Source organism: Phycisphaerae bacterium (assembly GCA_035275405.1).
GTDB lineage: Bacteria > Planctomycetota > Phycisphaerae > UBA1845 > UTPLA1 > DATEMU01.
On the sequence record DATEMU010000007.1, the window covers coordinates 381831 to 403606 of the forward strand.

A 21776-nucleotide genomic window follows, 5' to 3' on the forward strand; every position below is an offset into this window, starting at 1 on the left:
AAGCCGGAGAATGGAGTCGGCTCCGGTGGAAACGAACGCAGGGACCAACGTCGCATTCGGACGAGAGCGTTGCCCCTGATTTTTGATTCGTTGCCGGAGCCGGACTCCTGCTTCATTACGGCCTTGGCTTGCAATTCTTGTTGCTTTTCACGCCCTGCCCGGCTGCGGTAGAATGCTCGAGAACCCGGCCCCTGTAGTGAAGCGGTTTGCGTGACGGTCGGGAGATAGTACAAACGATAGGAGCGCTCGATGTCTGTTTCATGGGACACAGTCGCGGGCGGCCTCATCGCCGCAATATCTGGGGCGGCTGCAATTATTATTGCTGATAGGCTGGGTCGGCGCAACAAGCAATCGGACTCGGAACGCGAGGCAATCATCGCGTGGGCGACGGCTTTTGAGGAGTGGATCGCGATCTATCAAGCCTTTTCAGTCAGCTTAAACACGATGTCAAAAGGCGCGGATGATATGCGCCAACAGATTTTTCGTGAGCGTTGGAACAAAGCTGACGAATCCGGTCGGCGGTTGGATGTTGCAAAGAATTGCGTTCGGATAGTTAGCCGAAGAGACTGGGTCCGGGATGAAGTAGTTCGAATGTCAGAGATGACATCTGAAATACGCAAACGGAGTTCAAAGGACGATCCTTCTGCGCGAGCCATTCGACAGAGCGAGAGAGAGGAACTACAAAAGGCTCTGAGCGATTTTATCAGTCGAATTGCCAACGCAACCACAACTTAGCAACGCGGCGTAGATTGTAAGGAGAACCAGATGAGCGAGAAAAAGAACCCCAATACGGGCGGTGCAATCATTGGGTTGCTCGTCGCAATAGGAGCAATTTGGTATTTCTTCGGCGGTGGTCTTGAGAAACAGACAGCAAAAGACTTGAACAAGATTGAACAACAAGTTGCTGCCGATGCTGTCAAGCAATACGAAATTGCTAAGCGAAGTGGAACTGCCATAGATGCCTATGTTCATGCCGGTCTCGTTGCCGCTGCTTATTTGCAGGCACAAGACGAATCCAACTATAGAAAGTGGAAGGCGATCGAAAAGCAGGAAGCGACAAGAGCGGGAGTCCCTACGGAATGAAATGAGGTGCCGGAGAGGGCGGCAGCGCTCAACATCCCAACGCGGATGGTCTCTTCTGCGGGCGGGGTCCAGGGGCAGCGGGCCCCTGGTGGGGGCTGGGGCGACGCCCCAGAAAAGCAGTTACCTTTCACCCAACTATTCTTTTTGCCCCGCGCAGCGGAGTCAGCGCGGCCGGCGGCGCATGAGTAAAAGCGCCGATACGATCAATCCCAGAGTCGCCGGTTCGGGGACCGTGCGGAACGTGAGGTCCACGATCTTGTCGCCGGGGCCGGGCGAGAGAAACGTCGCGTCGAGTTCGGCGAATGTGACCGGGTCAAAAATGTGCACCTGCGAGGTGACGCCGTCGATGGCGTAGATGTTGCCGTCGAACGGGCTGATCTCAATGCCGTGCGGGCGGGCCCAGCCGGTGCCGGCGAAGGAGCCGAGCAGGTTGTACGACGTGTCGTAGTGGAAGACCATGTTAAAGCCCATGGCAGTGACGAGCGGCTCGCCGCTGGGCAGGAATTCGATGTCGTTCGCCCGCGCCCCGAACGGCAGGGACCACTGGTTCACAAACGCGCCGGTAATGGCATCGACCTCCGTGACCAGATAAGTGGTGTAACCGCAGATGAAGAGGTTGCCGTTGGGGCCGATGCGCATGTCGGAGGGCCCGCCGACCGGCGTGACGACACGGATGAAGGCCCCGGTGGTGGCGTCGTATTCGCGAATATCGTTGGTGTCCCAACTGCCGATGTAGACGCCGCCGGTGGGGGCATAGATGCCGGCCCACTGCGTTCCGATGCCGCCGCCGCCGTTGTAGGTCTTGATGTAAGCGCCGGTATTGGCGTCGAACTCATCAACTCCGCCGCCGAAGTGACCGACCAACATGCGGTCCTGCGCCGCGTTGAGGTGGACGGCGAGCTGTCCCGTCCCGTTGACCGATGTCGCAAGGGAGCCGAGCAGCGCGCCGGTCGTCGAGTGGTAGTCGTTGACGATGTCCAAGGCGTCGCTAGTGACCAGGAGGCTGGCGTGTGCCCGCGCGGCCGTCAGCGTCAGGGCCAGGCCGAGGACCCAATAGCGAACCCGGGGGGTGAGCGCATTCATCTTCTTTCTCCTCTGGTTGGGCGGCGGTCATAAGGAGACGGTGTTCCCCGCACGCGTCATTGTGATTCAACTTTCCCACAGAGCCTGGCACTCGGCCAGGCCCGAACACCCGGTTCTTAGTGTAATGACTTCGTGGCGACGATCCAAGCCTTTGGGAGCCGAAATGCCCGCCCGTCGATCCTTTTTTGGCCATCGCAGGGGCCGGAACGACGAGCAAAGGCGCGATTCGATCGGCCAATTTCAGCCCACTGACCTGCCGCCGTCGCGACCGCTCGAAATGTCCATTCTGAATTGCCCGTGCGCGCCGGCGATCGCCTCATGCGCGAGATTCGTGAGTTGAGCGAGGCCGGTGTGGCGCTGACCGGTGAACTTGAGTGAGGCTATTAGCGGCGGCCGGACTTGAACCGGCGACCCAGGGCTTATGAATCCCTTGCTCTGCCAACTGAGCTACGCCGCTGCATTCGCGATAAACCACGATAGTTATAGAACGCGGCGGGGATTTTTTCAACACCGACCGCCGGTTCTGCGGAAGGCCAGTCCGTCCGCCGGCGAGCGGCGGGCTCGGCAAGTGTCACGGGCACCGTGTCGGCTCGCGTACGCGGTTTGACTTCGCGGACGTACCGTCCACGGGTATCATCGTCGGCGGTGTTCGGGCCTACGGACGGGCGGGCGAAAGTCATTTTCCAATCTGAAGTCGGAGGAGAGAGCCGATGACCAGCAAAGCCAAAACGGTGGCCGAGTACCTTGCCGGGCTGCCGGCGGATCGGCGCGCGGCGATGGAGGCGGTGCGCAAAGTCATCCTCAAGAACCTCGACAAGGATTATGAAGAGGGGATGAGCTACGGCGCGATCGGTTATTACGTGCCCCACAAGGTCTATCCGCCCGGTTATCACTGCGATCCGAAGCAGCCGCTGCCATTTGCGGGCCTCGCGTCCCAGAAGAACCATATGGCCGTCTATCTCATGTGCATCTACGGAAGCACTGACCAGGAGTCGTGGTTTCGCAAGGAATGGGCCAAGACCGGCAAGAAGCTGGACATGGGCAAGTCCTGCATCCGCTTCAAGAAGCTGGACGATCTGGCGGTGGACGTGATCGGCAAGGCGATCGCGCGGGTCCCCGCAAAAAAGTACATCGCTGATTACGAATCCGTTATGAAGACGAGCGGCAAAAAGAAAAAGTCGCGCGCCAAGAAGTAATGAGCGATGAGAGGTGTTTGGCGCGAGCCCCGAGCCGTCGAAACGTTCAGATTACCATCGGAATGTGAATTACGGTGCGAGGTCCACGACCTCCACGGAGGCGGTGATCGAAAACGGATCGAACGTCAGGATGAGGGCGTCGCCGCAAAGAAAGTCCTCAGGATTGAAAAAATCCGCCCCCGTCAGGTCAAACGAATCCACCAGTTCGCCGGTGAAGGGATCAATATCGTCCTCGCTGATGAGCTCGACGATTTCCAGGCACGGATATCCCAGAAGCAGCGCCTCGCCCTGGTAAACGTAGATGCCCTGCAGCTCTCCGTCCGCGAAATAGGTGATGTAGATGTCCCAATCCGTGTCATTCTCAAACCCCAGCACGGTCAGGTTGGGGAGATCCTCGGGAAAGAGGTCCTCCGACGGGTCGTCGATGATAATCACATCGGTGTCGATGAGGATGGTATCGCCCTGATCGACCAGGACCGGTGGCAATTCCTGCGGCCGTGTCTGAATGTCGCCCACCGCATTGATCAGCAGCCCTTCAATATCCGCATCGATGTCGGCGCCGCAACCCGCGAAAAGACCCGCGAATAGACATGCGACCGCAAGCTTCCTAAACCGTTGCATGGAAGCACTCCTTCAAAATAAGTCCAAGCTCTGAATGGCAGGGACCGGAATATGTGTGCCTGGATCACCCGTGACGCTCAACAATGCTACCCTGCGCGTATAACTAGGACATGAAATGGGGGTAAAATCCTGCGAAGCGGCGCGCGATGAGATTACGTTGCTCATTACGGCTCGTTTATGACGCAGAGCGGCAGGAAGAGAAAGGCGCGCGCGGGGAAGCAGGTCGGGCATACAATTCGGAGTTGCCGGATGAATCGGCGATGGGAGTCGGGCGGCGGAAGGCAGGGGCGCGCCGTATGACTCTCCATTGCAATCGCAAAAGCCTCTGGATACTTGTCGCACTGCCCGCGTTGGCCTGTAACACGAGTACTGGTTTTGTTCTGAAGCCTGCCGACGCCGCGCTTGACGCCGTGCGACCAGCGACGCCCCCGCCGTTCTGGTGGGGCGTGGCGGTTTCGTCGTTTCAGACGGAAGAGCCGAGCGATCATGGTGGCAACGCCGTTCTGACGGACTGGGATCTTTTTGAAAAAAAGAAGGGCAGTCCCGCCCGCGACGCGCGCGTCGCCAGCTTCAGCCAATTCGAACGCGACCTCGCCGCTTTGAAGTACCTGGGGGTCACGCACTTTCGCTACAGCGTCGAGTGGGCGCGAGTGGAGCCGTCTCCCGGCGTCACCGACGAGAACGCGCTGAACCACTACGTCACCATGGCTCGCCGGCTTCGGGAGGAGGGTATCGAACCGATCGTTTGCCTGTGGCACTTCACCTTCCCAAGCTGGCTGTGCGACTTCGACCACCCTTCGCGCCACGGATGGCTGCACCCGGATGCGCCCGCCGCCTGGGAGCGGTTCGTCCGAACGGTCGCCTCGCGTTTGGCCGCCGACGTCCAGCTCTTCGCGCCGCAGAACGAGCCCAACATGTACGCGACCGCGGTCGCGATGGGAATATTTCCGCCGGGACGCTCCAGGAGCAAATCGTATTACGATCGACTGACCGCGCGCGAGGTCGAGATGTTCCTGCGCGCCGCAGCCATCGTGCGTGAGTCCCGCCCGGACGCGAAGATGCTCAGTATTCAGAACATCATTCACTTCGAACGCGACGCCTTCGACCTGCTGGGAACCTGGTTCGACATGGCGCAGGAACAGAAATATCTGCACCTGGACGGAATTGCCTCCGCCGTCGATTACGTCGGCATGAATTACTACCAGCGCGAGGTGGCGTCGCCTCTGGCTCCGTGGGCGCAATCGCACCGCAAGGGAGATGACGTTTCCGATCTGGGATGGATCATCGACCCCGAGGCGCTGGAAGAAGAGATCGTGCTCCTGAGCCGGCGCTACAAGAAGCCGATCGTGATCATGGAGAACGGAATCGCCGACGCGACCGATCAAAAGCGGCCCGCCTATCTCCATGGCCACCTGAAGGCGATTCGCCGGACGTTGGACGCGGGATACGACGTGCGCGGCTATTTTCATTGGAGTCTCGTCGACAACTATGAATGGATGCACGGTTATGACGCGAAGTTCGGGCTCTTCGCCGTCGCCGCGCCATCGAAACCGCTGGTCCCCAAGGCCTCGGCCGAACTCTATCGCTCGCTGATCGCTGGTCGTGTGATGAATCCGGACGTGGCGTTCCCTGAGTTGCCAGCAGCGACGGAAAAAGTGGTGGATTCCCAAATCAGCCCGAAATGACCCTTCGTTAAGTTACATAGATAAATACCTTTACGGGCGAGTGGCCCAAACGAACGAGGCAGGTCGGAATTGCCATTGATATGGTACCGAATTGGTACTATATTGTCCTGAACGCCGGTAAAGCCCTGTGCTGGCCGGCGCTCGGCCTATGTTTGCGCTGACGAAAAAGACGGACTACGCGATCATCGCCCTGGCGCACATGGCCCAGCGCCCCGGCGTGATTTGCAACGCCCGCGAAATCGCCGAGCGGTTTCATGTGCCGCTGGCGCTCATGATCAAGGTCCTGAAGGTCCTGAGTCAGGGCGAATTGGTGCGATCGATCCGCGGCGTCAAGGGCGGGTACACGCTGGCGATGCCGGCGGATCGGATCACGCTGGCCGCGATCATCGCGACAATCGAGGGGCCGGTGCGGTTCGTGCAGTGCGCCGGCAGCCCGGAGCCGCATGAGTCGGCCTGCGAATTATTGGAAGTGTGCCCCGTGACGCGAACGGTGCGAAAGGTGCATGAGAAGTTGAAAGGGTTTTTGAATCAAGTGACCCTCGCCGACATTGCTTACGATCGGGATTACGGCAACGGACGTGTGCCGGTTTCGGTCGAAGGGCATGAGGTGAGGAGGGAGTCGGTCTTATGAAGCTGCCCATCTATATGGACTACAACGCGACGACGCCGGTAGACCCGCGCGTGGTCGAGGCGATGTTGCCTTATTTCCGCGGCGATTTCGGGAACGCCGCCAGCCGCAACCACGAATTCGGCTGGAAGGCCGAGGAAGCGGTGGAAAAGGGGCGCGAGCAGATCGCCGCCGCGATCGGCGCCTCGTCCAAGGAGATCATCTGGACGAGTGGTGCGACGGAGTCCAACAACATCGCCCTTAAGGGCGCGGCCAACATGTACCGCGACAAGGGCAACCACATCATCAGCCAGGCGATCGAGCACAAGGCCGTGATCGACCCCTGTAAATACCTGGAGCAAAACGGCTTTAAAGTGACGTTCCTGGAAGTGGACAACCAGGGCATGGTGAGCGCCGAGCAGGTGCGCGAGGCCATGACCGACAAGACGATCCTGGTATCGATCATGCACGGGAACAATGAGGTCGGGTCGATCAACCCGATCGCCGAGATCGGCAAGCTGTGCAAGGAAAAGGGCGTCTTGTTTCATACCGACGCCTGTCAAACCTTTGCCAAGCTGCCGATCGACGTCGAGGCGATGGGGATCGACATGTTGTCCTGCTCCGGTCACAAGATTTACGGCCCGAAGGGTGTTGGCGCGCTCTATGTGCGGCGCAAGAGCCCGCGCGTCCGCCTGGAGCCCGTCGTTCACGGCGGCGGCCACGAGCGAGGCATGCGCAGCGGCACGCTGAATGTCCCCGGCATCGTCGGCATGGGCAAGGCGGCCGAGCTTTGCGTGCAGAGCCAGAAGGAAGAGATCGAACTCATCACGCGGCTGCGGAATCGCCTGAAAGACGGTCTGTTCAACCGCCTCGACGAGATCTTTCTGAACGGCCACCCGACGCAGCGGATTCCGAACAACCTGAATATCAGCTTCCTCTACGTCGAGGGCGAGAGCCTGATGATGGGCTTCCACGACATCGCCGTCTCCAGCGGTTCGGCCTGCACGAGCGCCTCGCTGGAACCCAGCTACGTCCTCAAGGCCCTGGGCCGCGGCGACGACCTGGCCCACAGCTCGATCCGCTTTTCGATCGGGCGGTTCACGACGCAGGAAGAAATCGACTACGCGATCGAGCGCGTATCCGCGACGGTGGAAAAATTGCGCGAAATGAGCCCGCTTTACGAAATGGCTCAGGAAGGCATCGATTTGAGCAAGGTTCAGTGGGCAGCCCACTAACGAAGGTTCAAGTTAAAGGTAGTAGACCTTAGAATAGACTGGCCGAGAGGCAGGAGTAGAACACCATGGCCTATAGCGAAAAAGTTGTGGACCACTACGAGCACCCCCGAAACGTCGGATCGCTCGACAAGAACGACCCCAACGTCGGCACGGGGATCGTCGGCGCGCCGGAGTGCGGCGACGTGATGAAGCTGCAGATCAAGTGCGACGACAATGGGCGGATCGTCGACGCCAAGTTCAAGACCTTCGGCTGCGGATCGGCCATCGCCTCCAGTTCCCTCGCGACAGAGTGGATGAAGGGCAAGATGGTGGACGAGGCGCTCCAGATCAAGAACACGGAGATCGTGAAGGAGCTGTCGCTGCCGCCGGTGAAGATCCACTGCAGCGTGCTGGCCGAAGACGCCATCCGCGCGGCGATCAACGACTACAAGAAGAAGCAGGCCGAGGTGCCGGCCGAGGCGGTCGCGGGCTGATCCAGCCGGTCGCGATAGCCGAATATTAGGATTAAGCGGATTCGCTGATAAGGAGTTGTCAAAGCATGGCAGTTGAACTGACAGAACGGGCGGCGAGCGAAGTCAAGACGATCATCGACCAGCAGAAGCTGGACAAGGATAAGACCTTCCTGCGCGTCGGCGTGAAGGGCGGCGGGTGCAGCGGCTTTTCGTACACCCTCGATCTGACCGAACATCGCAGCGAGAGCGACGAAGAGTTCGATGTCCACGGCGTCAAGGTGATCTGCGACCCCAAGAGCCACATCTACCTCGCCGGCGTGTCGGTGGATTTCAAGGACGAGGTGATGGGCCGCGGGTTCGTCTTTAACAATCCCAACGCCACGCACACCTGCGGATGCGGCAGCAGCTTCAGCGCCTAAGGCCGAAGCCGGCGGCCGTGCCGCTCGTCTGGGGGACCACGCTATGACCCGGATGGAAACGGTCGCAGTTCCCACGAAATGCAACACGTGCGAGGCCCTCGCGCAGACGCCTCTGGTCTGCCAGGACTGCCATCAGCTCCTGGCCCACGTTCAGGGGGCGGACTACTTCGAGCTGTTTGGCCTCCCGCGGGGGTATGACATCGACGCGCGCGACCTCGGCAGCAGGTATCTCTCGATCAGCCGCAATATCCACCCCGACAAGTTCGCGATAGGCGATCCCTCCATGCAGGCCTTCGCGCTTCGGGCGTCGGCCGCCGTGAACCGGGCGTACGAAGTACTCGGCGACCCGCGGCATCGCGCGGAGTACCTTCTGGAAACGGCCGGTGGCCAGTCGGCGGCCCAGGACAAGCGAGTGCCCACGGATTTTCTCAGCCGTGTCATGCTGCTGCGTGAGGAGATCGAGGACGCCAAAGCGGGTGGCGATACCGCGACACTGGACACGCTGCAGGGGCAGGTGTCGCGCGAGCGCGGTGAGACGGAAGCGCGGATCGCCAAATTGTGTGCCGCGCTACCGGGCGGGTCGCCGGACACGCGCGACGAGCTCCGGCAACAACTGAACGCCCTGAAGTACCTGGATAATTTGCTGATGCAGTTCGCGCCAACGCCGGCGGGTGAGACAAGATGAAGACGGGCGACGTCATTCTGGGCATCGATCTGGGCACGACCTTCAGCCTCGTGGCCTACGCCGACGAGCGCGGTCCGCAGATCATCCGCGACGAGCGCGGCGAAGGTCGCCTGCCGTCCGTGCTCTCCTTCACGCGGGATGGGAAGGTCACGATCGGCTGGGACGCGCGGCGGCACGCCGTTGAGAACCCCACGTCGACGGTGTATTCGATCAAGCGGCTCATGGGCCTGGGCATCGACGACCTGCAGACGGAGTTGCCGCACCTCTCCTACCACGTCGTGCAGGGACAGCGCGACGTCGTGAAAGTCGAAGTCAACGGCGAACTCCTCACGCCGCAGGAAATCTCCGCGCTAATCCTCCGCGAACTGGCCGACCGCGCCGCAAAACACTTTGGGCGGCGGATCACCAAGGCCGTCATCACGGTCCCGGCCTACTTCGACGACGCGCAGCGCCAGGCGACCCGCGACGCCGGGCGAATCGCCGGTCTGGAAGTCGTGCGGATCATCAACGAACCGACCGCAGCGGCCCTGGCGTACGGCATCGGCTTGCGGTCGCCGAGCGTGACGACGCCCGCGAGTTCGCTCCCGATCGGGGACAAGACCAAATGCACGGGCGGTCCGGCGGCCGATTCGGCGCCTGCGGGCGGAACGTCGACGATCGCGGTCTATGACCTGGGCGGCGGGACGTTTGACGTCAGCATCCTGCGTCTGTCCGGCGACGTCTTCGAGGTCATTTCAACGCACGGCGATACGCACCTGGGCGGCGACGACTTCGATCGGACGATCATCCAACTCGTGCAGCGTGAAGTGGCCGACCAATTCGGGCTGAACATTGATTCGCCCGCGACGCGGCAGGCCCTGCGGCTCTTCGCCGAAGACGTCAAGATTCGATTGAGCGATCAACCGTCGGCCGAATTGGAACTGGACCTCGGCTCCGGGCGGACCTATCGCCGATCTATCAGTCGCGAGGAGTTCGAAAGAACGATCGCGCCGCTCGTGGAGCGGACGCTGGCGGCCTGCCGACAGGCGCTCACCGATGCGAAATTGCAGCCCGGCCAGATCGACCAGATCGTCCTCGTCGGCGGATCGAGCCGTATCCCGTTTGTACGCAGCAAAGTCGAGGAGCTGTTTGGGCGTAAGCCGTATACAGCTCTCAACCCCGATGAAGTCGTCGCGCTGGGCGCGGCGGTGCAGGGACAGGTTCTCAGTGGCCGCCGCGACGACGCCCTCCTGCTCGACGTGACGCCGCTGTCGCTCGGCATCGAGACCATGGGCGGCGCCATGGGCAAGCTCATCATGCGCAATACGCGCATCCCCTGCCAGGCGACGGAGCGGTTCACGACCTTCATCGACGGTCAGTCGAACGTCAAGATCAACGTCCTGCAGGGCGAGCGCGAACTTGCCGCCGACTGCCGCAGCCTCGCGACCTTCGACCTCCGCGGCATCCCGCCGATGCCCGCGGGCATTCCGAAGATCGACGTGCAGTTCCTCATCGACGCCAACGGCATCCTGATCGTCAGCGCCCGCGAAGAGCGGAGCGGCACCGAGGCCGCCATCCAGGTCATCCCGACGCACGGCCTGACCAGCGACGAAGTGCGGCGGATCGAACAGGACTCCATCCGCTTCGCCCGGCAGGACATGGCGGCGCACCGCCTGATCGATCTCCGCAACCAGGTCGAGTTCGACACGCACAAGACGGAGCAGACCCTGGCGCGGTTCGGCGACCGACTGCCGCCGGAAGAGCGAATCGCCCTGGAAGAATCGATCCGCGTCCTGCGCGACCTGGCGGTGAAGACGGACGACGCGGAAAAGCTACACCGGGCATTGGATGAATTCGGAAAGATGACGCTCCCGCTGGCCAATCTGGCGATTACCCAGTCGCTTCGCGAGCCGGTCGGGACGAAGTAAAATAACGAAAGAGGATGACATCATGGGCGGTCAAAACCCCTATATCAAAGACACCGATCACCGCGTGGAACAGAAATACACGCTCACGGTCATCGACGAAAAGGGCACGGAGCACGTGTTGGAGATCGACCCGGCGAAGATCCCCTATGAGGATCACGGCCTGCCCGGCTCGATCCTGGACATCTGCATGGGCCATCACATTGAACTGGATCACGCCTGCGGCGGCGTCTGCGCGTGCAGCACGTGCCACGTGCACGTCCTCGAAGGCCTGGACTCGTGCAGCGAGGCGACCGAGGAGGAGGAGGACGAGTTGGAGGAGGCCTACGACCTCAAGGCCAACAGCCGCCTGGGCTGCCAGTGCGTCCCGAGCGGCAAGAAGTCGGTAAAGATCCGCATCCCCAACTGGAACCGCAACCTCGCCCGCGAACCGCACGGTGCGGAAGGAATGACGACGAAAGAAAAATGACGAATGGCGAATGGCGAATAGCGAATAGCGAAACACAAAGGCGGCGATCCCGCTTCTCTTCTTTCGCTATTCGCTATTAGTAATTTGCTATTCGTCCCGTAAGGGACGCACCCATGCCCAAGAAACTCACCTGGCTCGACTCTGAAGACATCGGCATCCTCCTGCACGAGCAGAGGCCGGAGACCGACCCGCTGACGGTACGGTTCACCGACCTGCACGATTGGGTCATCGCTCTGGACGAATTCGGCGACGACCCCAAGGCGTCAAACGAGGCCAAGCTCGAAGCGATCCAAATGGCGTGGCTGGAAGAATTTCAGTCTGCGGACTAATCGTGTGGCACCGGCTAATAGCCGGTGTGATTCTTGATTCAGCCCTTAGCTCGCGGCGCTGGCGAAATCCGCCGCCCGAATCCGCTCGCCGTTCTTTGCCGCCGACTCATCGCTGGCCAACCACAAGAACGCCTGGAGCCACTCGCTTTCGTCGCTCCGACCGGTCCCGGCGGGCGCGGCAACTTCCACGGAATTGACCCGGACGCCCGACCCCTTCAACTCCGTGGCCAAGAGCCGCGTCAGCCCCTCGATGCTGTGCGTGGAAACCAGATACGCCCCCCACTCCGGCCGCGCCGACGTCGTCAGGCTGCTGGTCACATTGATGATCGAGCCGCACCCCTGCCGCGTCATCCACGGCAGGACCTCGCGGCAGAGCAGGTATGTACCCGTCAGGTTCGTCGCGATGACGTTGCGCCAGGGGTCGATCGGATAATCCACGACCGGCGTCTTGGGCCCGGTGATCGCCGCGGCGTTGATGAGTACGTCAATCCGGCCAAACCGCCGGATAACACGATGGACCGTGCGGACCACGTCGCCCTCATCGCGCACATCGCAGGGCACGATGAAGAGCCGCTCTTCCTCGGCCGCCAGACTCTGGCGCAGCGGCGTCAACTCGGACACGCGCCGGACCCCGATGGCCAGCGAAGCCCCCTGGTTAAGAAAAAGCCCCACGAGCTGGCGGCCCATGGCCGTCGTGGCCCCGGTGATCAGAACGACCTTACCGTGAACCGACACACGCCCACCTCCCTCACGACGAGAATAGGCGAGGAATTCCCGACGCCTACCATCTTACCGGCTTGGTCAGGCAATTCCAAGCGCAAATGCACCCGGTTTGAGGGGTTATATGGCGCGGGTTATACTCGCCTTTTGTAGATCAGCCGCTCCTGGCTGCTTCGAGGACCGACCAATGCCGCACGTATCAGTACTGGAATCGTCACTGGCGGCCCTGGTCGTCGTGGACGTGCAGGAGCGGATGCTCGGGGCGGTCACCACTACCCGCACCGACGAACTCGTCGGGGGGATCGTCAAGCTGATCAGCGCGGCCAAGATGCTGGATATTCCCATTCTTTATACCGAGCAGAATCCGGCCGGGCTGGGCCGCACCGACCATGAGTTGAAGGATGTTCTGTCTGGCGCGCAGGGCCCCCTGGTCAAGTCGACCTGCAGCGCCTGGCGCGACGAGAATTTCCGGGAGGCCCTGCAACAGACCCGCCGCGAGCACGTCATCCTCGCCGGTTTGGAGGCCCACGTCTGCATCCAGCAGACGGCCCTCGACCTGCTGCGCGTCGATTACACGCCGTTCGTCGCTGTCGACGCTGTCGGCTCGCGGCGGACGCACGACATGCGCACCTCGCTCGCGCGGATGCGCCAGGCAGGCGTCACGATCTCCACGGTCGAGGCGCTGATCTTCGAAATGGTCGAGCGCTGCGATCACCCGCGCTTCAAAGACATCCTCAGGCTTGTCAAGTAATGCCGAAAGGCGACGATTCGTGGGACGACGCGGGGAGCGACCCCGACGCGCCGTTGTCTTCGGATCTTGACAACGATGACGACGATGTAGACGACGCGTTGCCGGAAATGGCCTGCCCCGAGTGCGGCGCCCGCGTGACCGAAGATACGCAGAAGTGCCCGCGCTGCGGCAACTGGATCACGCCGACCGCTCCCGGCGGCGGCTGGAAAAAATGGTGGCTCGCCGTCGCGGTCATGCTCATGCTGCTGGCGATGCTGCGATTTATCTTTTGAACTATGAAGAATCCGCCAATCCGGTAGGTTACGTGAGCAAACTGAAATCAACAAGCGTGACCAAGCGCACGGCGTCGTTCTTTGCGCCTCTTTGGGGTATTGATGATCCGGAAATCGAACGCGCGATTAGGCGGGAGGCCCTTCGGCGATACAGTGGCCTGGGCCATGCTTTGTTGCTCATGTTGGGCGGCGGTGTTTTCGGTGTCGTTTTCCACTTCGCATTACTTCGTCGTTGGGGCCCAAACGGTATCTGGATTTCCGGGTTATTTGCATTTCCCGTCTGGGATTGGCTACTTAACAAGTGGATGCTCTTTCGAGCACGGAAGCTCCTTCCCAGCATCCTCCAATCAATGGGCCGTTGCTCTACCTGTGGGTATATGCTCGAACGCAAGCCGAATTCTGTTTGCCCTGAATGCGGTTCGGCGAATTCGCTGCCTCAAGCATGAAACTTGTATGTCAGCTCGAGTCTTCGAGACCCGCCGCTCCAAGTGCTGGGCCGGAAATCCGTTCTACCCATTCGCAGCGAGGGAGGGCGCGTCTGCCGGCGCGCCGTCTTAGCAGCGGGCGGCGGCTGGAAAAAATGGTGGCTCGCCGTCGCGGTCATGCTCCTGCTGCTGGCGATGCTGCGATTCGTGTCTTGAACGGTGGTTCAGATGGGTGCGCCAGAAAACGGCCGCTCCGTTTTCGCGAGTCCCGCTGCAAATGCCGGCCTCGGATTCTCGGTAACCCGATCAAACCTGCCCGCTACGCCTCGGATCGGCTTCAAGCTGGTCCTGCTATTGCCTTGACGATTTCAACACCCCGCAGGATAATCAAGTAGTGGCCATGTAGGCTCCGCGTCCGCGCGGGCGTAAGCCTCGATAATTAAAGCCACAACGCTACGCGGGCGTAATTCAGTGGTAGAATGCCAGCTTCCCAAGCTGGACGTCGTGGGTTCGAATCCCATCGCCCGCTTTGAGATATAATTCAGTGGCTGATCGCAAGTTAGCGAGCCTTTCCGCGTCGGAAAGTGCAGCCCGAAGGTTCGAGCGCAAAACGGTACATACCGTTTTGGCTCCGCCAGAAGGAGCTGCACGATGCCGAAACTCACCAAGAAACTGCCGTCGTATCGTCTTCACAAAGTGTCCGGCCATGCCGTCGTCACGCTCGCCGGAAAGGACCATTATCTCGGCACACACGGCTCGCCCGAGAGCATCGACGCCTACAAGCGTTTGATTTCCGAATGGAGCGCCGCCGGTCCGGCGGCGACCGCAGCGACTGTCGCCGCGACGAAAGCCGGCGCCGATTTCCGAATCTGCGAACTGCTGGCCGCGTACTATGAGCACGCCGACCGCTACTACGTCAAGGACGGCGAGCCAACCGGCGAGGCCAAGAACATCAAGGACGCGACGCGCCTTCTGCAGGCGTTCTACGGCATGACGCCCGTCGTCGAGTTCGGCCCGATGGCGCTCAAGGCCGTGCGGCAGAAGTTCATCGAGGCCAAGCTCTCGCGGCGCGTCATCAACTACCGCGTCAACCGCATCCGCCGCGTGTTCAAATGGGGCGTCGAGAATCAGCTTGTCGCTCCCGGCGTGCTTCATGCCCTCCAGGCCGTCGCGGCGCTTCGCGCCGGCCGCACCGAGGCCCGCGAGCCCGGGCCGGTCCGTCCCGTCTCTGAGGAGAGCGTGAGTGCGATCCTGCCGTTCGTGACGCCGCAAGTGCGAGCGATGATCGAGCTTCAGCAGTTGACCGGCATGCGACCCAACGAAGTGACGGCCATGCGGCCGGTGGACATCGACCGTAGCCAAGCGACATGGATCTATCGGCCGGCCCGCCACAAGACCGAACATCACGGCATCGAGCGGTTGATTTATCTCGGCCCCAGGGCACAGGCGATCATCACGCCCTATCTGCTGCGGCCGGCCGATTCGTACCTATTCAGCCCGAAGGACGCCGTGAAGCAGTCCCGCGACCGATTGCGTAGGGGCAACAACCCGCCGAAAAAGCGCCGGCTGTCGCCGAAACGCATTCCCGGCAACCGCTACACGCGGCGGAGCTACTACAGCGCCATCAAGCGTGGCTGCGAGAAGGCCGGCATCGAGGTGTGGGGACCCAACCGTCTGCGGCATTCCGCAGCGACGTACCTGCGGAAGCGCTTCGGCATCGAAGCGGCCCGCGTCGTGCTGGGGCATCGCTCAAGCGCCGTTACCGAGGTGTACGCGGAACTGGACCGCACGAAGGCCGCTGACATCATGGCGGAGGTCGGGTAGGCTGACCAGCACGATACCGGCAGGCAACTGCCGAGCAGGCTCCGGCTGTCCCATGCGGGCAGCCGGAGCCTGAATCGTTTATCTAAAGGCGCCGCCCTATTGCCCGGCCGCGTTGTCTATTCTTGTTTTCCTTGATGCTCGTGGCAAGCTGTGGCAGGTCTCAGCAACTTCGGCACCGATCAAATCTACAACCCGACTGACGAGTTGAGGAGGAATTCGCATCCGAGCGAAACGAAGCGCATTCACAATCGAAGCAATTTGACCTTGAGCGCCGAGGGCCACACGAATCGTGTCATCGATTAGAATGTCGATTGTGGATGCCACTCGAAGACTTGGGAATTCACGATTACAAATCCTTTGAGCTTTGCGTTCGTCGATGAGTGCAATACCGCTTATTGCATGCGCGTGTGCTATCGTCGCAGCCTCGCCGTCGTCGAGTGTGCGTAGGGCGGAGCCTTCAACCAAGGAGGTATACACTCCTATCGCCCCTTCTACCAAGCGCGCCGAACGAATTGCTCCGATTTCAATGAACTTTCCGACTTCATCGGCGTCAGTATGCCCTCGGTAATTGCCTCGCGCCAACTCCGCAATCGCGTTCTCAGTCACGATGAGCGAGTTGGGCATCGCGCGAAGGATATCCAATCCATGTTTGGTGGCGTTAATGTTGATCACTACACTTGCATCGGCCACAAAGATGGAGGACGAATCAATGAGTGAGTTTGAAGAGCTCATTGGCTTCCGTTTCCTCCCCTTCGGCCCCGTCCAAAAGTTCACGTAACTCGTGGCGGTCAAGGTGCAAAAGGCTCGCAAGCTGCCCCTCGCTGTAAAGCTCTCGCTTCCACGACTCTCGCACGAGCAAAGCCAGTCGCTGCGGTACCGGCCCACGGCTGCCTACCGCATGGCCCCACTTATCCGGCAGTTCGCCCAGGACTTGCGTCGCTTGTTCATCGCTAATGCCGCCATTGGCAACGAACCAGTCCCAGGTGCCCTCACGTGCAAGGGAAAGTTCCTCAAGCCGTCGGCCTATCGCCTCACGGGACACGCCAAAGGCATGTGCAAGGAGGATGATGTGGCGCCTCGTCAGATGGGTCTGTCCGGCTGTGATCTCCGCGAATCGCTGCCTAAGGGCGCGTGCGGGCGTCAAAAAGCACCGCGCGAAGCAATTGGCATACTTTTCTTCGCGAGAGGCGAATTGTTCGTCCTCAGTAAGAACTTCAGGTTGAAACCGCGTGGACAAGAAGTGAGCAGTTTCATGTATGCCAGATTGTCGGAGTCGCTCCGCCGGATGATTCGCATTCAGAAGTATGCAAGCACCAACAGTTTCATCATACGCAAACAAGCCCGAGATCTTGCCGCTCATTGGGCGAAGATAAACGCGCACCCCGAGTTGAAGCTCAAGCATTGAGACAACGTCCACAATAGAGCCGGCTCCGAATCCAAGCCAGTCGCGGAGTTCCTGTGCGTTTTGTTCGGCCTGCGATTGTACATCACCTGGAAGGAGCGGCCTTTCAGGTGGATAATTCAATCGCCGCCGGATGCCAAGTACGTTCTCGAGTTCCACTTCGGCGCGTACGAGGTCGTTTAGCAGTTGGACCGCATCGTCGATCGAACGACTCGAACTCTGCGGGAGTTTTCGAAATCGTGGGACCATATCGATATGCACGGCCTCACGCCGAAGAATCGCGTTTGCGGAAGTACCATAAAGGACTGCCAACTGCTGAAGTTCGTCCATCCTAACGCGTCGTTGACCTTGCTCAATTGCCACTATTGTAGTCCGAACCGCACCAATGGCATCGGCTGCCGCTGCTTGGGTGAGCTTCGCCGTCTCTCTGGCAAGGCGCAACCGTTCTCCGATCACGGCGTTAGGAAGTTGTTCTTCTAGCATCCTCATCATGATTGACCCCGCGCCCACTTCATCAGGAAAGAATTAGGTCCAAGCGACTCTAGGTATTTCTTCCATTCGTTAGCGTGCCGCGATAACATGGCCCGCAGTCGCCGACACGCGTCTTCTACCGACAAACCCAGCGCCGGCGCCAAAAGCGTCCCGTGCGTGTTGGTGGATGGCAGTGACCAGTCATCTGCCATTTCAGCTAAATGGTCCATGTGCAAAAATCCTGCGATTGCATATTCGCGAAACGCCTTTGTCAGCTTGGTGAACTTAGAGACAACAGCCTTATCAAGGCTGGCTGCATTCATCGCACAAGCAATATAGGTGTCGGCTGGTTCGCTAAGATGCGCCTCGTGAACAGCTACACGTCGAAGCATGCACGCAGCGCAAACACCGCATTGGCGCCGTACACCGTTGATGGAACTCCATCTGTTGTCCCGCCAGCAGGATCTTGTATCGCCGATGTTGCGGTCATTCGAGATTGACACCGCTGCGCGAAGCGTTTCAGCTTTCGTATGCCAAATGCGCGGATGAAGGAACTTTATCTGTCTCCCGAGCAGCGCCTGGATGAAACGCTGCATTCGAACAGTGAATAGAGGATGATTGCGGTAATCAGGATATCCATGGCCGACGCTGACCAATGCCGGTCCAATTGTGCCTTGTCCGCTTTCAGGTATCACGACTTCGTTCGCATGCGTTAGGTAGGCCGCGATGCCGCTGATTAGGGCGAATTTGAAGCCACGAGCGCGAGCAGTGGATTCTCGTTTGCACACAGTGCTGGACGTCTCATATGGCACCGTTGCGAACGGGATACGCTTAGAGCTATGTACCGAGCAATCCCATTTCGTTGGACCGACCCGAACTCGTACTAGGCCATCCCCGAGTGACTGACCTAGGATGCATGCAACGGCGCGAGAGTCCATACCGTCGCTGTATGCAATGACGGCCTTGGTATCAGTTGAGAGCTTGAGATACTCTTGCGATGGAGATTGAGCCTTGGAAAATCGCCGAGAAAAACAAATAGACCAGTTGTCTCCGGTCAGGAATTCGAGCGCATCGCGAAGCGGTTTAACCACTGAATCGGCCTGCCATCGGTCTGGATCGTGGACCGGGATGCGAAGCGATAACTTTCGCGGCCAACCCTGTTGAGGACGTTTAAGCATCCTGTCACCACATTCAACGGTTGCGGCCACCACCATTGCGTCGTAGATCAGGGGCTCCCATCGTGCAAAGGCGTAGGATTCAAGCCCTGCCGTCGAGAACGTGATGTCGCGATTAAGTTCGAGCTTCGCGCGACCGTTTCTTGCGCGGCGTCCAGGCTCAACCACATCGATCCCTAATTCGGGAATGCCGTTTGATTCGGTGTCGCTGAAAGTCATAGAGAGGGTCCCTCGTCGATTCCCGACCGCTTCGACAAGTGCGCGTTTACAGTCGAAGAACGGCTGGACATGAGCTCCGCAGAAAGTTCATCGCGGCGAAGCTGAATTCGGGCCTGATTCAGTCGAGCGCGGACTTGAGGACCCCCGCGTGGCTCCTTTCGGCAATGATGCTCCTCAATCTGCCGGCAGCAGCTTTGGGCGTGGGTGCCAAGTGCAATTTGAAGAGCGTGTTCACACGCCGTGTCGCCCGTCATGCCGTTCGCGACTGCTTCAATCGCGCAGTCGATGAACGTGTTGCCGGCTGCGGATCCGCGGCACGATTCTCGCGCTGCGTCGAGATTGGATATTCGTTCATCGAGCCAAAGCATCGGTTGGTCGCCGCCCCCAAGAATCGCTCGGACTTCCTCGATTTGTGCTTCCTTGAACTCTTGCTTCAGGGATACAACGAGTGCCTCCTGTACTTCGGCGGGGCAAAAAGACGGGGTCCCAGCGCGTTCTGCAAGGCATTTCCAGTGCTTTCGCATAGGGAGACTTTTGTGTGGCCCATCGCTCATGCGGTTCTCCGATGTCAGAATTGTATCGCATGAGGCGTGACAATGTCAACTCGATTCGGGAACGGGAAAGCAGCAAGAAATTGTGGATTCGTAAGTGTAGAGAGCACAATATATTACGTTTGCGTTTGGCGACGCCGATGGACTTGGTGACACCGAGTACGATGCGCTGTTTAGTGCTTAATTGCACCGAAACGCTGTAAGGGCGGTCCATGCGCGAGCGCCTTCGCAACCGCTGCATTCGCCTCTTCAAGTTGGCGCTGCCGCGAGCGGCTGACAGGATTGACGAGTTGTGGCGACTGTTCAGAACCGGATAGGCGTTCAGAGAATCGCTGAATCGCTTCTCGGCTCGTGTACGTCGTGCCGCCGATCCTCACGGTTTCCAGTCGGATACCTTTCACGCCACGCAGCGTCCAGCGATAGACGGCACTGATGTGCAACCGCTTGCCGTTCGGCCGCGACGGAAGCAGTTGCGGCACGGCGCGGAGGGGAATCAGGTTTTCAACGCCCGTATCAATCATGGTCTTGCCGTTGCGAGCCTGGTGCCACGATGAGTGATGAGGCGCACACCTCAGCGACGTGCTCGGCAGTCGCATCGCAATGCTCTCGCTGTAGATAACTTGTGACGAAGCGCACAACGGCGCCGATCATGCGAAGAACGAGCCGAATCGCCGGATAGATGCCATGACGGATGAAGCAGTAGAGCATCCACAACGTCATCACGAGTGCGAGGCAATCAATGATCGTGTCCATTAGCCTGTCTTCCTCTTATTAGACTCTCTGGGAATTCCGGGCAGTTCGACCGCCGGCAGTATTCAGGATGCTTCGCAGCGGCTCTTGAGCCGTTCGTATGCGGATTGCAGAGTGACCGTCAGCTGCGTTGCAAGTGCCTGAAATTCCTTCGGCACCTGCCCGAATCGATCGGGGTGACACTCGGATATCTTGCGGCGATAGGCGGTCTTGATGTCGTCCAACGAAGCGCCGCGCGGTACGCCCAGCGTCTCCCAGGGATCATCGAGCGCGAGGCCCAACTCCTCCGCGATCGACGGCCACTCAGATTCCTTCACGCCGAGGGCCAGCGCCGTATCGCGGATGATCGTCAATTCCGCGGCTGTTAGATCACCATCGCTCTTGGCGATGAGCGTCAGCAGTTCGAGCAGGACAGCACCCTTCAGTTTGAAGCAGCGTAACCAGGTTTGCTCGACCAGCGACCGTACATTGGTCGCCGACGCGCCTTTCACCGCATCGCGCAACGCGGGAAGTTCAGCGGGAGTGATGTCAAACAACTTGGTGAGCGAAACTCTCATCTGCCGGACCTTCTCGGGAACGGCGCTCCCGTTGGCGCGGACGACGATCATGCAGAGTTCAATCAGGGGACGCAGGTACGCACACTTGTTCCACTTCTTGCGCGCCGGCAGTCGAAACTTGTACACCCAGCGCCCCAGGTAATCGGCGATGTCGCCGTCGTTGTCGAGACAGACAATCGCGACGCGCAGCTCGTATTCGCCGGCCCTTGGATAGATGAGCGCGGAGAACGGGATGTACATCGCGGCTACATCGTCATCGAATCTATCCAACTGGAAAAAATCGCCGTCGCTGTCGGCATACTCGTTGACCGCCTTCACATAATCTCCGTCCGTCGTCATCATCATGACCGAGGCGTAGAGTCCGTCACCGGTCCCGGGCGGCAGTGTGATCCGAACCCGGCGACCGAGGTCATCATTTAGAAACCCGACTTCAGGCTCCGGTCCCGACGGTTCGTCCGGCTTGCCGTTGGCTGAAGCGAGCCATTCGCCTGCCTTGCGGAACAACCAATCGATTGCCAATTCTGGAATGGTCACCATTGTTCACACCTCCAGCGTCGGCGCAAGCAGCGCCGAAGCCTGCAAAGCAAGACACTCAATCCCTTTCCGGTTCCCGCGGCTCCGGCTCGCGAACGTTTGATTCACGGTCGGTCTCTGGCTGTTTGAAGTACTTGTCGAGAATCGCCGGCCGTTCGTCCGGATCACGCAGTTCCAGTTTCTTGTCCAACATCACCTCTCCAGGGGTGCGCGTGCCCGCAATCCCATGTACCGTTGGCTGTGGCACATTTGCTTCGGGCAACGTGACGGCAGCGCGAAGCTCGGCAAGGCCCTGGCGGAACATCGCTCCAGCGTGGCCGGCGCCGATCTTTGGTTGCGGTTTCTTGTCAGCCATGA

The 21776-nt window shown here is 60.0% G+C and carries 27 protein-coding genes and 2 tRNA genes; 18 read left to right on the forward strand and 11 right to left on the reverse strand.

What is annotated here, in order from left to right; genetic code table 11:
* Positions 1-249 precede the first annotated feature (249 nt).
* Both VJZ71_10775 and VJZ71_10780 read left to right on the forward strand, forming a co-directional pair.
* The gene (locus VJZ71_10775) at positions 250-735 is read left to right on the forward strand and encodes a hypothetical protein (GenBank protein HKQ48544.1); all 486 of its coding nucleotides are present in this window, start codon (positions 250-252) and stop codon (positions 733-735) included.
* A gap of 30 nt (positions 736-765) precedes the next feature.
* Positions 766-1083 carry a hypothetical protein gene (locus VJZ71_10780; protein ID HKQ48545.1) on the forward strand — a complete coding sequence of 106 codons (318 nt, stop codon included), beginning with the start codon at positions 766-768 and terminating at the stop codon, positions 1081-1083.
* A gap of 162 nt (positions 1084-1245) precedes the next feature.
* On the opposite strand, the gene VJZ71_10785 is transcribed toward VJZ71_10780, so the two are convergent.
* Both VJZ71_10785 and VJZ71_10790 read right to left on the reverse strand, forming a co-directional pair.
* Positions 1246-2166, reverse strand: coding sequence for a hypothetical protein (locus VJZ71_10785; protein HKQ48546.1), 921 nt, complete (start codon positions 2164-2166; stop codon positions 1246-1248).
* 384 nt (positions 2167-2550) lie between these two features.
* A tRNA-Met gene (locus VJZ71_10790) sits at positions 2551-2623 on the reverse strand.
* A 253-nt stretch (positions 2624-2876) separates the two neighbouring features.
* Between VJZ71_10790 and VJZ71_10795 the strand changes: the two genes are divergently transcribed.
* Positions 2877-3362: a DUF1801 domain-containing protein gene (locus VJZ71_10795; GenBank protein HKQ48547.1), complete on the forward strand. Its 486-nt coding sequence runs from the start codon at positions 2877-2879 to the stop codon at positions 3360-3362.
* A gap of 69 nt (positions 3363-3431) precedes the next feature.
* Here VJZ71_10795 and VJZ71_10800 read toward each other — a convergent pair whose 3' ends face one another.
* Positions 3432-3983 carry a hypothetical protein gene (locus VJZ71_10800; GenBank protein HKQ48548.1) on the reverse strand — a complete coding sequence of 184 codons (552 nt, stop codon included), beginning with the start codon at positions 3981-3983 and terminating at the stop codon, positions 3432-3434.
* Positions 3984-4279: 296 nt separating this feature from the next.
* Here VJZ71_10800 and VJZ71_10805 point away from each other — a divergent pair, with 296 nt between their 5' ends.
* The 9 genes from VJZ71_10805 to iscX all read left to right on the forward strand — a co-directional run bounded on the left by VJZ71_10805 (position 4280) and on the right by iscX (position 11768).
* Complete coding sequence (locus tag VJZ71_10805; protein ID HKQ48549.1) at positions 4280-5668, forward strand: family 1 glycosylhydrolase; 1389 nt, start codon at positions 4280-4282, stop codon at positions 5666-5668.
* Positions 5669-5816: 148 nt separating this feature from the next.
* The gene (locus VJZ71_10810) at positions 5817-6299 is read left to right on the forward strand and encodes an Rrf2 family transcriptional regulator (protein ID HKQ48550.1); all 483 of its coding nucleotides are present in this window, start codon (positions 5817-5819) and stop codon (positions 6297-6299) included.
* Positions 6296-7510, forward strand: coding sequence for an IscS subfamily cysteine desulfurase (locus tag VJZ71_10815; protein HKQ48551.1), 1215 nt, complete (start codon positions 6296-6298; stop codon positions 7508-7510). The genes VJZ71_10810 and VJZ71_10815 overlap by 4 nt, the downstream gene beginning before the upstream one ends.
* A gap of 65 nt (positions 7511-7575) precedes the next feature.
* Complete coding sequence (gene iscU, locus VJZ71_10820) at positions 7576-7983, forward strand: Fe-S cluster assembly scaffold IscU (GenBank protein ID HKQ48552.1); 408 nt, start codon at positions 7576-7578, stop codon at positions 7981-7983.
* A gap of 65 nt (positions 7984-8048) precedes the next feature.
* A complete protein-coding gene (locus tag VJZ71_10825; GenBank protein ID HKQ48553.1) occupies positions 8049-8381 on the forward strand; it encodes an iron-sulfur cluster assembly accessory protein in 333 nt (110 codons plus the stop codon).
* 43 nt (positions 8382-8424) lie between these two features.
* Positions 8425-9066, forward strand: coding sequence for a Fe-S protein assembly co-chaperone HscB (gene hscB, locus VJZ71_10830; GenBank protein HKQ48554.1), 642 nt, complete (start codon positions 8425-8427; stop codon positions 9064-9066).
* Positions 9063-10973: a Fe-S protein assembly chaperone HscA gene (hscA, locus tag VJZ71_10835; GenBank protein ID HKQ48555.1), complete on the forward strand. Its 1911-nt coding sequence runs from the start codon at positions 9063-9065 to the stop codon at positions 10971-10973. The genes hscB and hscA overlap by 4 nt, the downstream gene beginning before the upstream one ends.
* 22 nt (positions 10974-10995) lie before the next feature.
* Positions 10996-11439: a 2Fe-2S iron-sulfur cluster-binding protein gene (locus tag VJZ71_10840; GenBank protein ID HKQ48556.1), complete on the forward strand. Its 444-nt coding sequence runs from the start codon at positions 10996-10998 to the stop codon at positions 11437-11439.
* A 113-nt stretch (positions 11440-11552) separates the two neighbouring features.
* The gene (iscX, locus tag VJZ71_10845) at positions 11553-11768 is read left to right on the forward strand and encodes a Fe-S cluster assembly protein IscX (GenBank protein ID HKQ48557.1); all 216 of its coding nucleotides are present in this window, start codon (positions 11553-11555) and stop codon (positions 11766-11768) included.
* Positions 11769-11813: 45 nt separating this feature from the next.
* Here iscX and VJZ71_10850 read toward each other — a convergent pair whose 3' ends face one another.
* Entirely contained in the window at positions 11814-12503 is a 690-nt protein-coding gene (locus VJZ71_10850; protein HKQ48558.1) for an SDR family NAD(P)-dependent oxidoreductase, read from the reverse strand.
* Between the two features lie 172 nt (positions 12504-12675).
* Here VJZ71_10850 and VJZ71_10855 point away from each other — a divergent pair, with 172 nt between their 5' ends.
* The 6 genes from VJZ71_10855 to VJZ71_10880 all read left to right on the forward strand — a co-directional run bounded on the left by VJZ71_10855 (position 12676) and on the right by VJZ71_10880 (position 15760).
* Positions 12676-13239, forward strand: a complete 564-nt coding sequence (locus tag VJZ71_10855; GenBank protein ID HKQ48559.1) for an isochorismatase family protein — start codon at positions 12676-12678, stop codon at positions 13237-13239.
* The gene (locus VJZ71_10860; GenBank protein HKQ48560.1) at positions 13239-13511 is read left to right on the forward strand and encodes a hypothetical protein; all 273 of its coding nucleotides are present in this window, start codon (positions 13239-13241) and stop codon (positions 13509-13511) included. Before VJZ71_10855 ends, VJZ71_10860 begins: the two co-directional genes overlap by 1 nt.
* Positions 13508-13957, forward strand: a complete 450-nt coding sequence (locus VJZ71_10865; protein HKQ48561.1) for a hypothetical protein — start codon at positions 13508-13510, stop codon at positions 13955-13957. The genes VJZ71_10860 and VJZ71_10865 overlap by 4 nt, the downstream gene beginning before the upstream one ends.
* Positions 13958-13960: 3 nt before the next feature.
* Complete coding sequence (locus tag VJZ71_10870) at positions 13961-14152, forward strand: hypothetical protein (protein HKQ48562.1); 192 nt, start codon at positions 13961-13963, stop codon at positions 14150-14152.
* Between the two features lie 241 nt (positions 14153-14393).
* Positions 14394-14465: transfer RNA gene (locus VJZ71_10875), tRNA-Gly, on the forward strand.
* A gap of 122 nt (positions 14466-14587) precedes the next feature.
* Positions 14588-15760 carry a site-specific integrase gene (locus VJZ71_10880; protein HKQ48563.1) on the forward strand — a complete coding sequence of 391 codons (1173 nt, stop codon included), beginning with the start codon at positions 14588-14590 and terminating at the stop codon, positions 15758-15760.
* 96 nt (positions 15761-15856) lie between these two features.
* On the opposite strand, the gene VJZ71_10885 is transcribed toward VJZ71_10880, so the two are convergent.
* The 7 genes from VJZ71_10885 to VJZ71_10915 form a co-directional block, all read right to left on the reverse strand.
* The gene (locus VJZ71_10885; GenBank protein HKQ48564.1) at positions 15857-16492 is read right to left on the reverse strand and encodes a hypothetical protein; all 636 of its coding nucleotides are present in this window, start codon (positions 16490-16492) and stop codon (positions 15857-15859) included.
* Positions 16467-17651, reverse strand: a complete 1185-nt coding sequence (locus VJZ71_10890) for an XRE family transcriptional regulator (protein ID HKQ48565.1) — start codon at positions 17649-17651, stop codon at positions 16467-16469. Before VJZ71_10890 ends, VJZ71_10885 begins: the two co-directional genes overlap by 26 nt.
* The gene (locus tag VJZ71_10895; protein ID HKQ48566.1) at positions 17651-19027 is read right to left on the reverse strand and encodes a 7-cyano-7-deazaguanine synthase; all 1377 of its coding nucleotides are present in this window, start codon (positions 19025-19027) and stop codon (positions 17651-17653) included. Before VJZ71_10895 ends, VJZ71_10890 begins: the two co-directional genes overlap by 1 nt.
* Before the next feature lie 724 nt (positions 19028-19751).
* The gene (locus tag VJZ71_10900; GenBank protein HKQ48567.1) at positions 19752-20099 is read right to left on the reverse strand and encodes a DUF1580 domain-containing protein; all 348 of its coding nucleotides are present in this window, start codon (positions 20097-20099) and stop codon (positions 19752-19754) included.
* On the reverse strand, positions 20092-20331 hold the full coding sequence (locus VJZ71_10905) for a hypothetical protein (protein ID HKQ48568.1): 240 nt from the start codon (positions 20329-20331) through the stop codon (positions 20092-20094). The genes VJZ71_10900 and VJZ71_10905 overlap by 8 nt, the downstream gene beginning before the upstream one ends.
* A 62-nt stretch (positions 20332-20393) precedes the next feature.
* Positions 20394-21422, reverse strand: a complete 1029-nt coding sequence (locus tag VJZ71_10910; GenBank protein HKQ48569.1) for a TerB family tellurite resistance protein — start codon at positions 21420-21422, stop codon at positions 20394-20396.
* 55 nt (positions 21423-21477) lie between these two features.
* Positions 21478-21774: a hypothetical protein gene (locus VJZ71_10915; protein HKQ48570.1), complete on the reverse strand. Its 297-nt coding sequence runs from the start codon at positions 21772-21774 to the stop codon at positions 21478-21480.
* Positions 21775-21776 lie beyond the last annotated feature (2 nt).

Bases quoted from the DNA above. Each gene is read 5' to 3' on its own strand.
- VJZ71_10910 (HKQ48569.1), bottom strand. From the start codon at position 21,422: ATGGTGACCATTCCAGAATTGGCAATCGATTGGTTGTTCCGCAAGGCA.
- hscB (HKQ48554.1), top strand. From the start codon at position 8,425: ATGACCCGGATGGAAACGGTCGCAGTTCCCACGAAATGCAACACGTGC.
- VJZ71_10805 (HKQ48549.1), top strand. From the start codon at position 4,280: ATGACTCTCCATTGCAATCGCAAAAGCCTCTGGATACTTGTCGCACTG.
- VJZ71_10890 (HKQ48565.1), bottom strand. From the start codon at position 17,651: ATGAGGATGCTAGAAGAACAACTTCCTAACGCCGTGATCGGAGAACGG.
- iscU (HKQ48552.1), top strand. From the start codon at position 7,576: ATGGCCTATAGCGAAAAAGTTGTGGACCACTACGAGCACCCCCGAAAC.
- VJZ71_10860 (HKQ48560.1), top strand. From the start codon at position 13,239: ATGCCGAAAGGCGACGATTCGTGGGACGACGCGGGGAGCGACCCCGAC.
- VJZ71_10880 (HKQ48563.1), top strand. From the start codon at position 14,588: ATGCCGAAACTCACCAAGAAACTGCCGTCGTATCGTCTTCACAAAGTG.
- VJZ71_10810 (HKQ48550.1), top strand. From the start codon at position 5,817: ATGTTTGCGCTGACGAAAAAGACGGACTACGCGATCATCGCCCTGGCG.
- VJZ71_10905 (HKQ48568.1), bottom strand. From the start codon at position 20,331: ATGGACACGATCATTGATTGCCTCGCACTCGTGATGACGTTGTGGATG.
- VJZ71_10840 (HKQ48556.1), top strand. From the start codon at position 10,996: ATGGGCGGTCAAAACCCCTATATCAAAGACACCGATCACCGCGTGGAA.
- VJZ71_10775 (HKQ48544.1), top strand. From the start codon at position 250: ATGTCTGTTTCATGGGACACAGTCGCGGGCGGCCTCATCGCCGCAATA.
- VJZ71_10785 (HKQ48546.1), bottom strand. From the start codon at position 2,166: ATGAATGCGCTCACCCCCCGGGTTCGCTATTGGGTCCTCGGCCTGGCC.
- VJZ71_10855 (HKQ48559.1), top strand. From the start codon at position 12,676: ATGCCGCACGTATCAGTACTGGAATCGTCACTGGCGGCCCTGGTCGTC.
- VJZ71_10915 (HKQ48570.1), bottom strand. From the start codon at position 21,774: ATGGCTGACAAGAAACCGCAACCAAAGATCGGCGCCGGCCACGCTGGA.
- VJZ71_10815 (HKQ48551.1), top strand. From the start codon at position 6,296: ATGAAGCTGCCCATCTATATGGACTACAACGCGACGACGCCGGTAGAC.
- VJZ71_10825 (HKQ48553.1), top strand. From the start codon at position 8,049: ATGGCAGTTGAACTGACAGAACGGGCGGCGAGCGAAGTCAAGACGATC.
- iscX (HKQ48557.1), top strand. From the start codon at position 11,553: ATGCCCAAGAAACTCACCTGGCTCGACTCTGAAGACATCGGCATCCTC.
- hscA (HKQ48555.1), top strand. From the start codon at position 9,063: ATGAAGACGGGCGACGTCATTCTGGGCATCGATCTGGGCACGACCTTC.
- VJZ71_10895 (HKQ48566.1), bottom strand. From the start codon at position 19,027: ATGACTTTCAGCGACACCGAATCAAACGGCATTCCCGAATTAGGGATC.
- VJZ71_10885 (HKQ48564.1), bottom strand. From the start codon at position 16,492: ATGAGCTCTTCAAACTCACTCATTGATTCGTCCTCCATCTTTGTGGCC.
- VJZ71_10780 (HKQ48545.1), top strand. From the start codon at position 766: ATGAGCGAGAAAAAGAACCCCAATACGGGCGGTGCAATCATTGGGTTG.
- VJZ71_10795 (HKQ48547.1), top strand. From the start codon at position 2,877: ATGACCAGCAAAGCCAAAACGGTGGCCGAGTACCTTGCCGGGCTGCCG.
- VJZ71_10800 (HKQ48548.1), bottom strand. From the start codon at position 3,983: ATGCAACGGTTTAGGAAGCTTGCGGTCGCATGTCTATTCGCGGGTCTT.
- VJZ71_10900 (HKQ48567.1), bottom strand. From the start codon at position 20,099: ATGATTGATACGGGCGTTGAAAACCTGATTCCCCTCCGCGCCGTGCCG.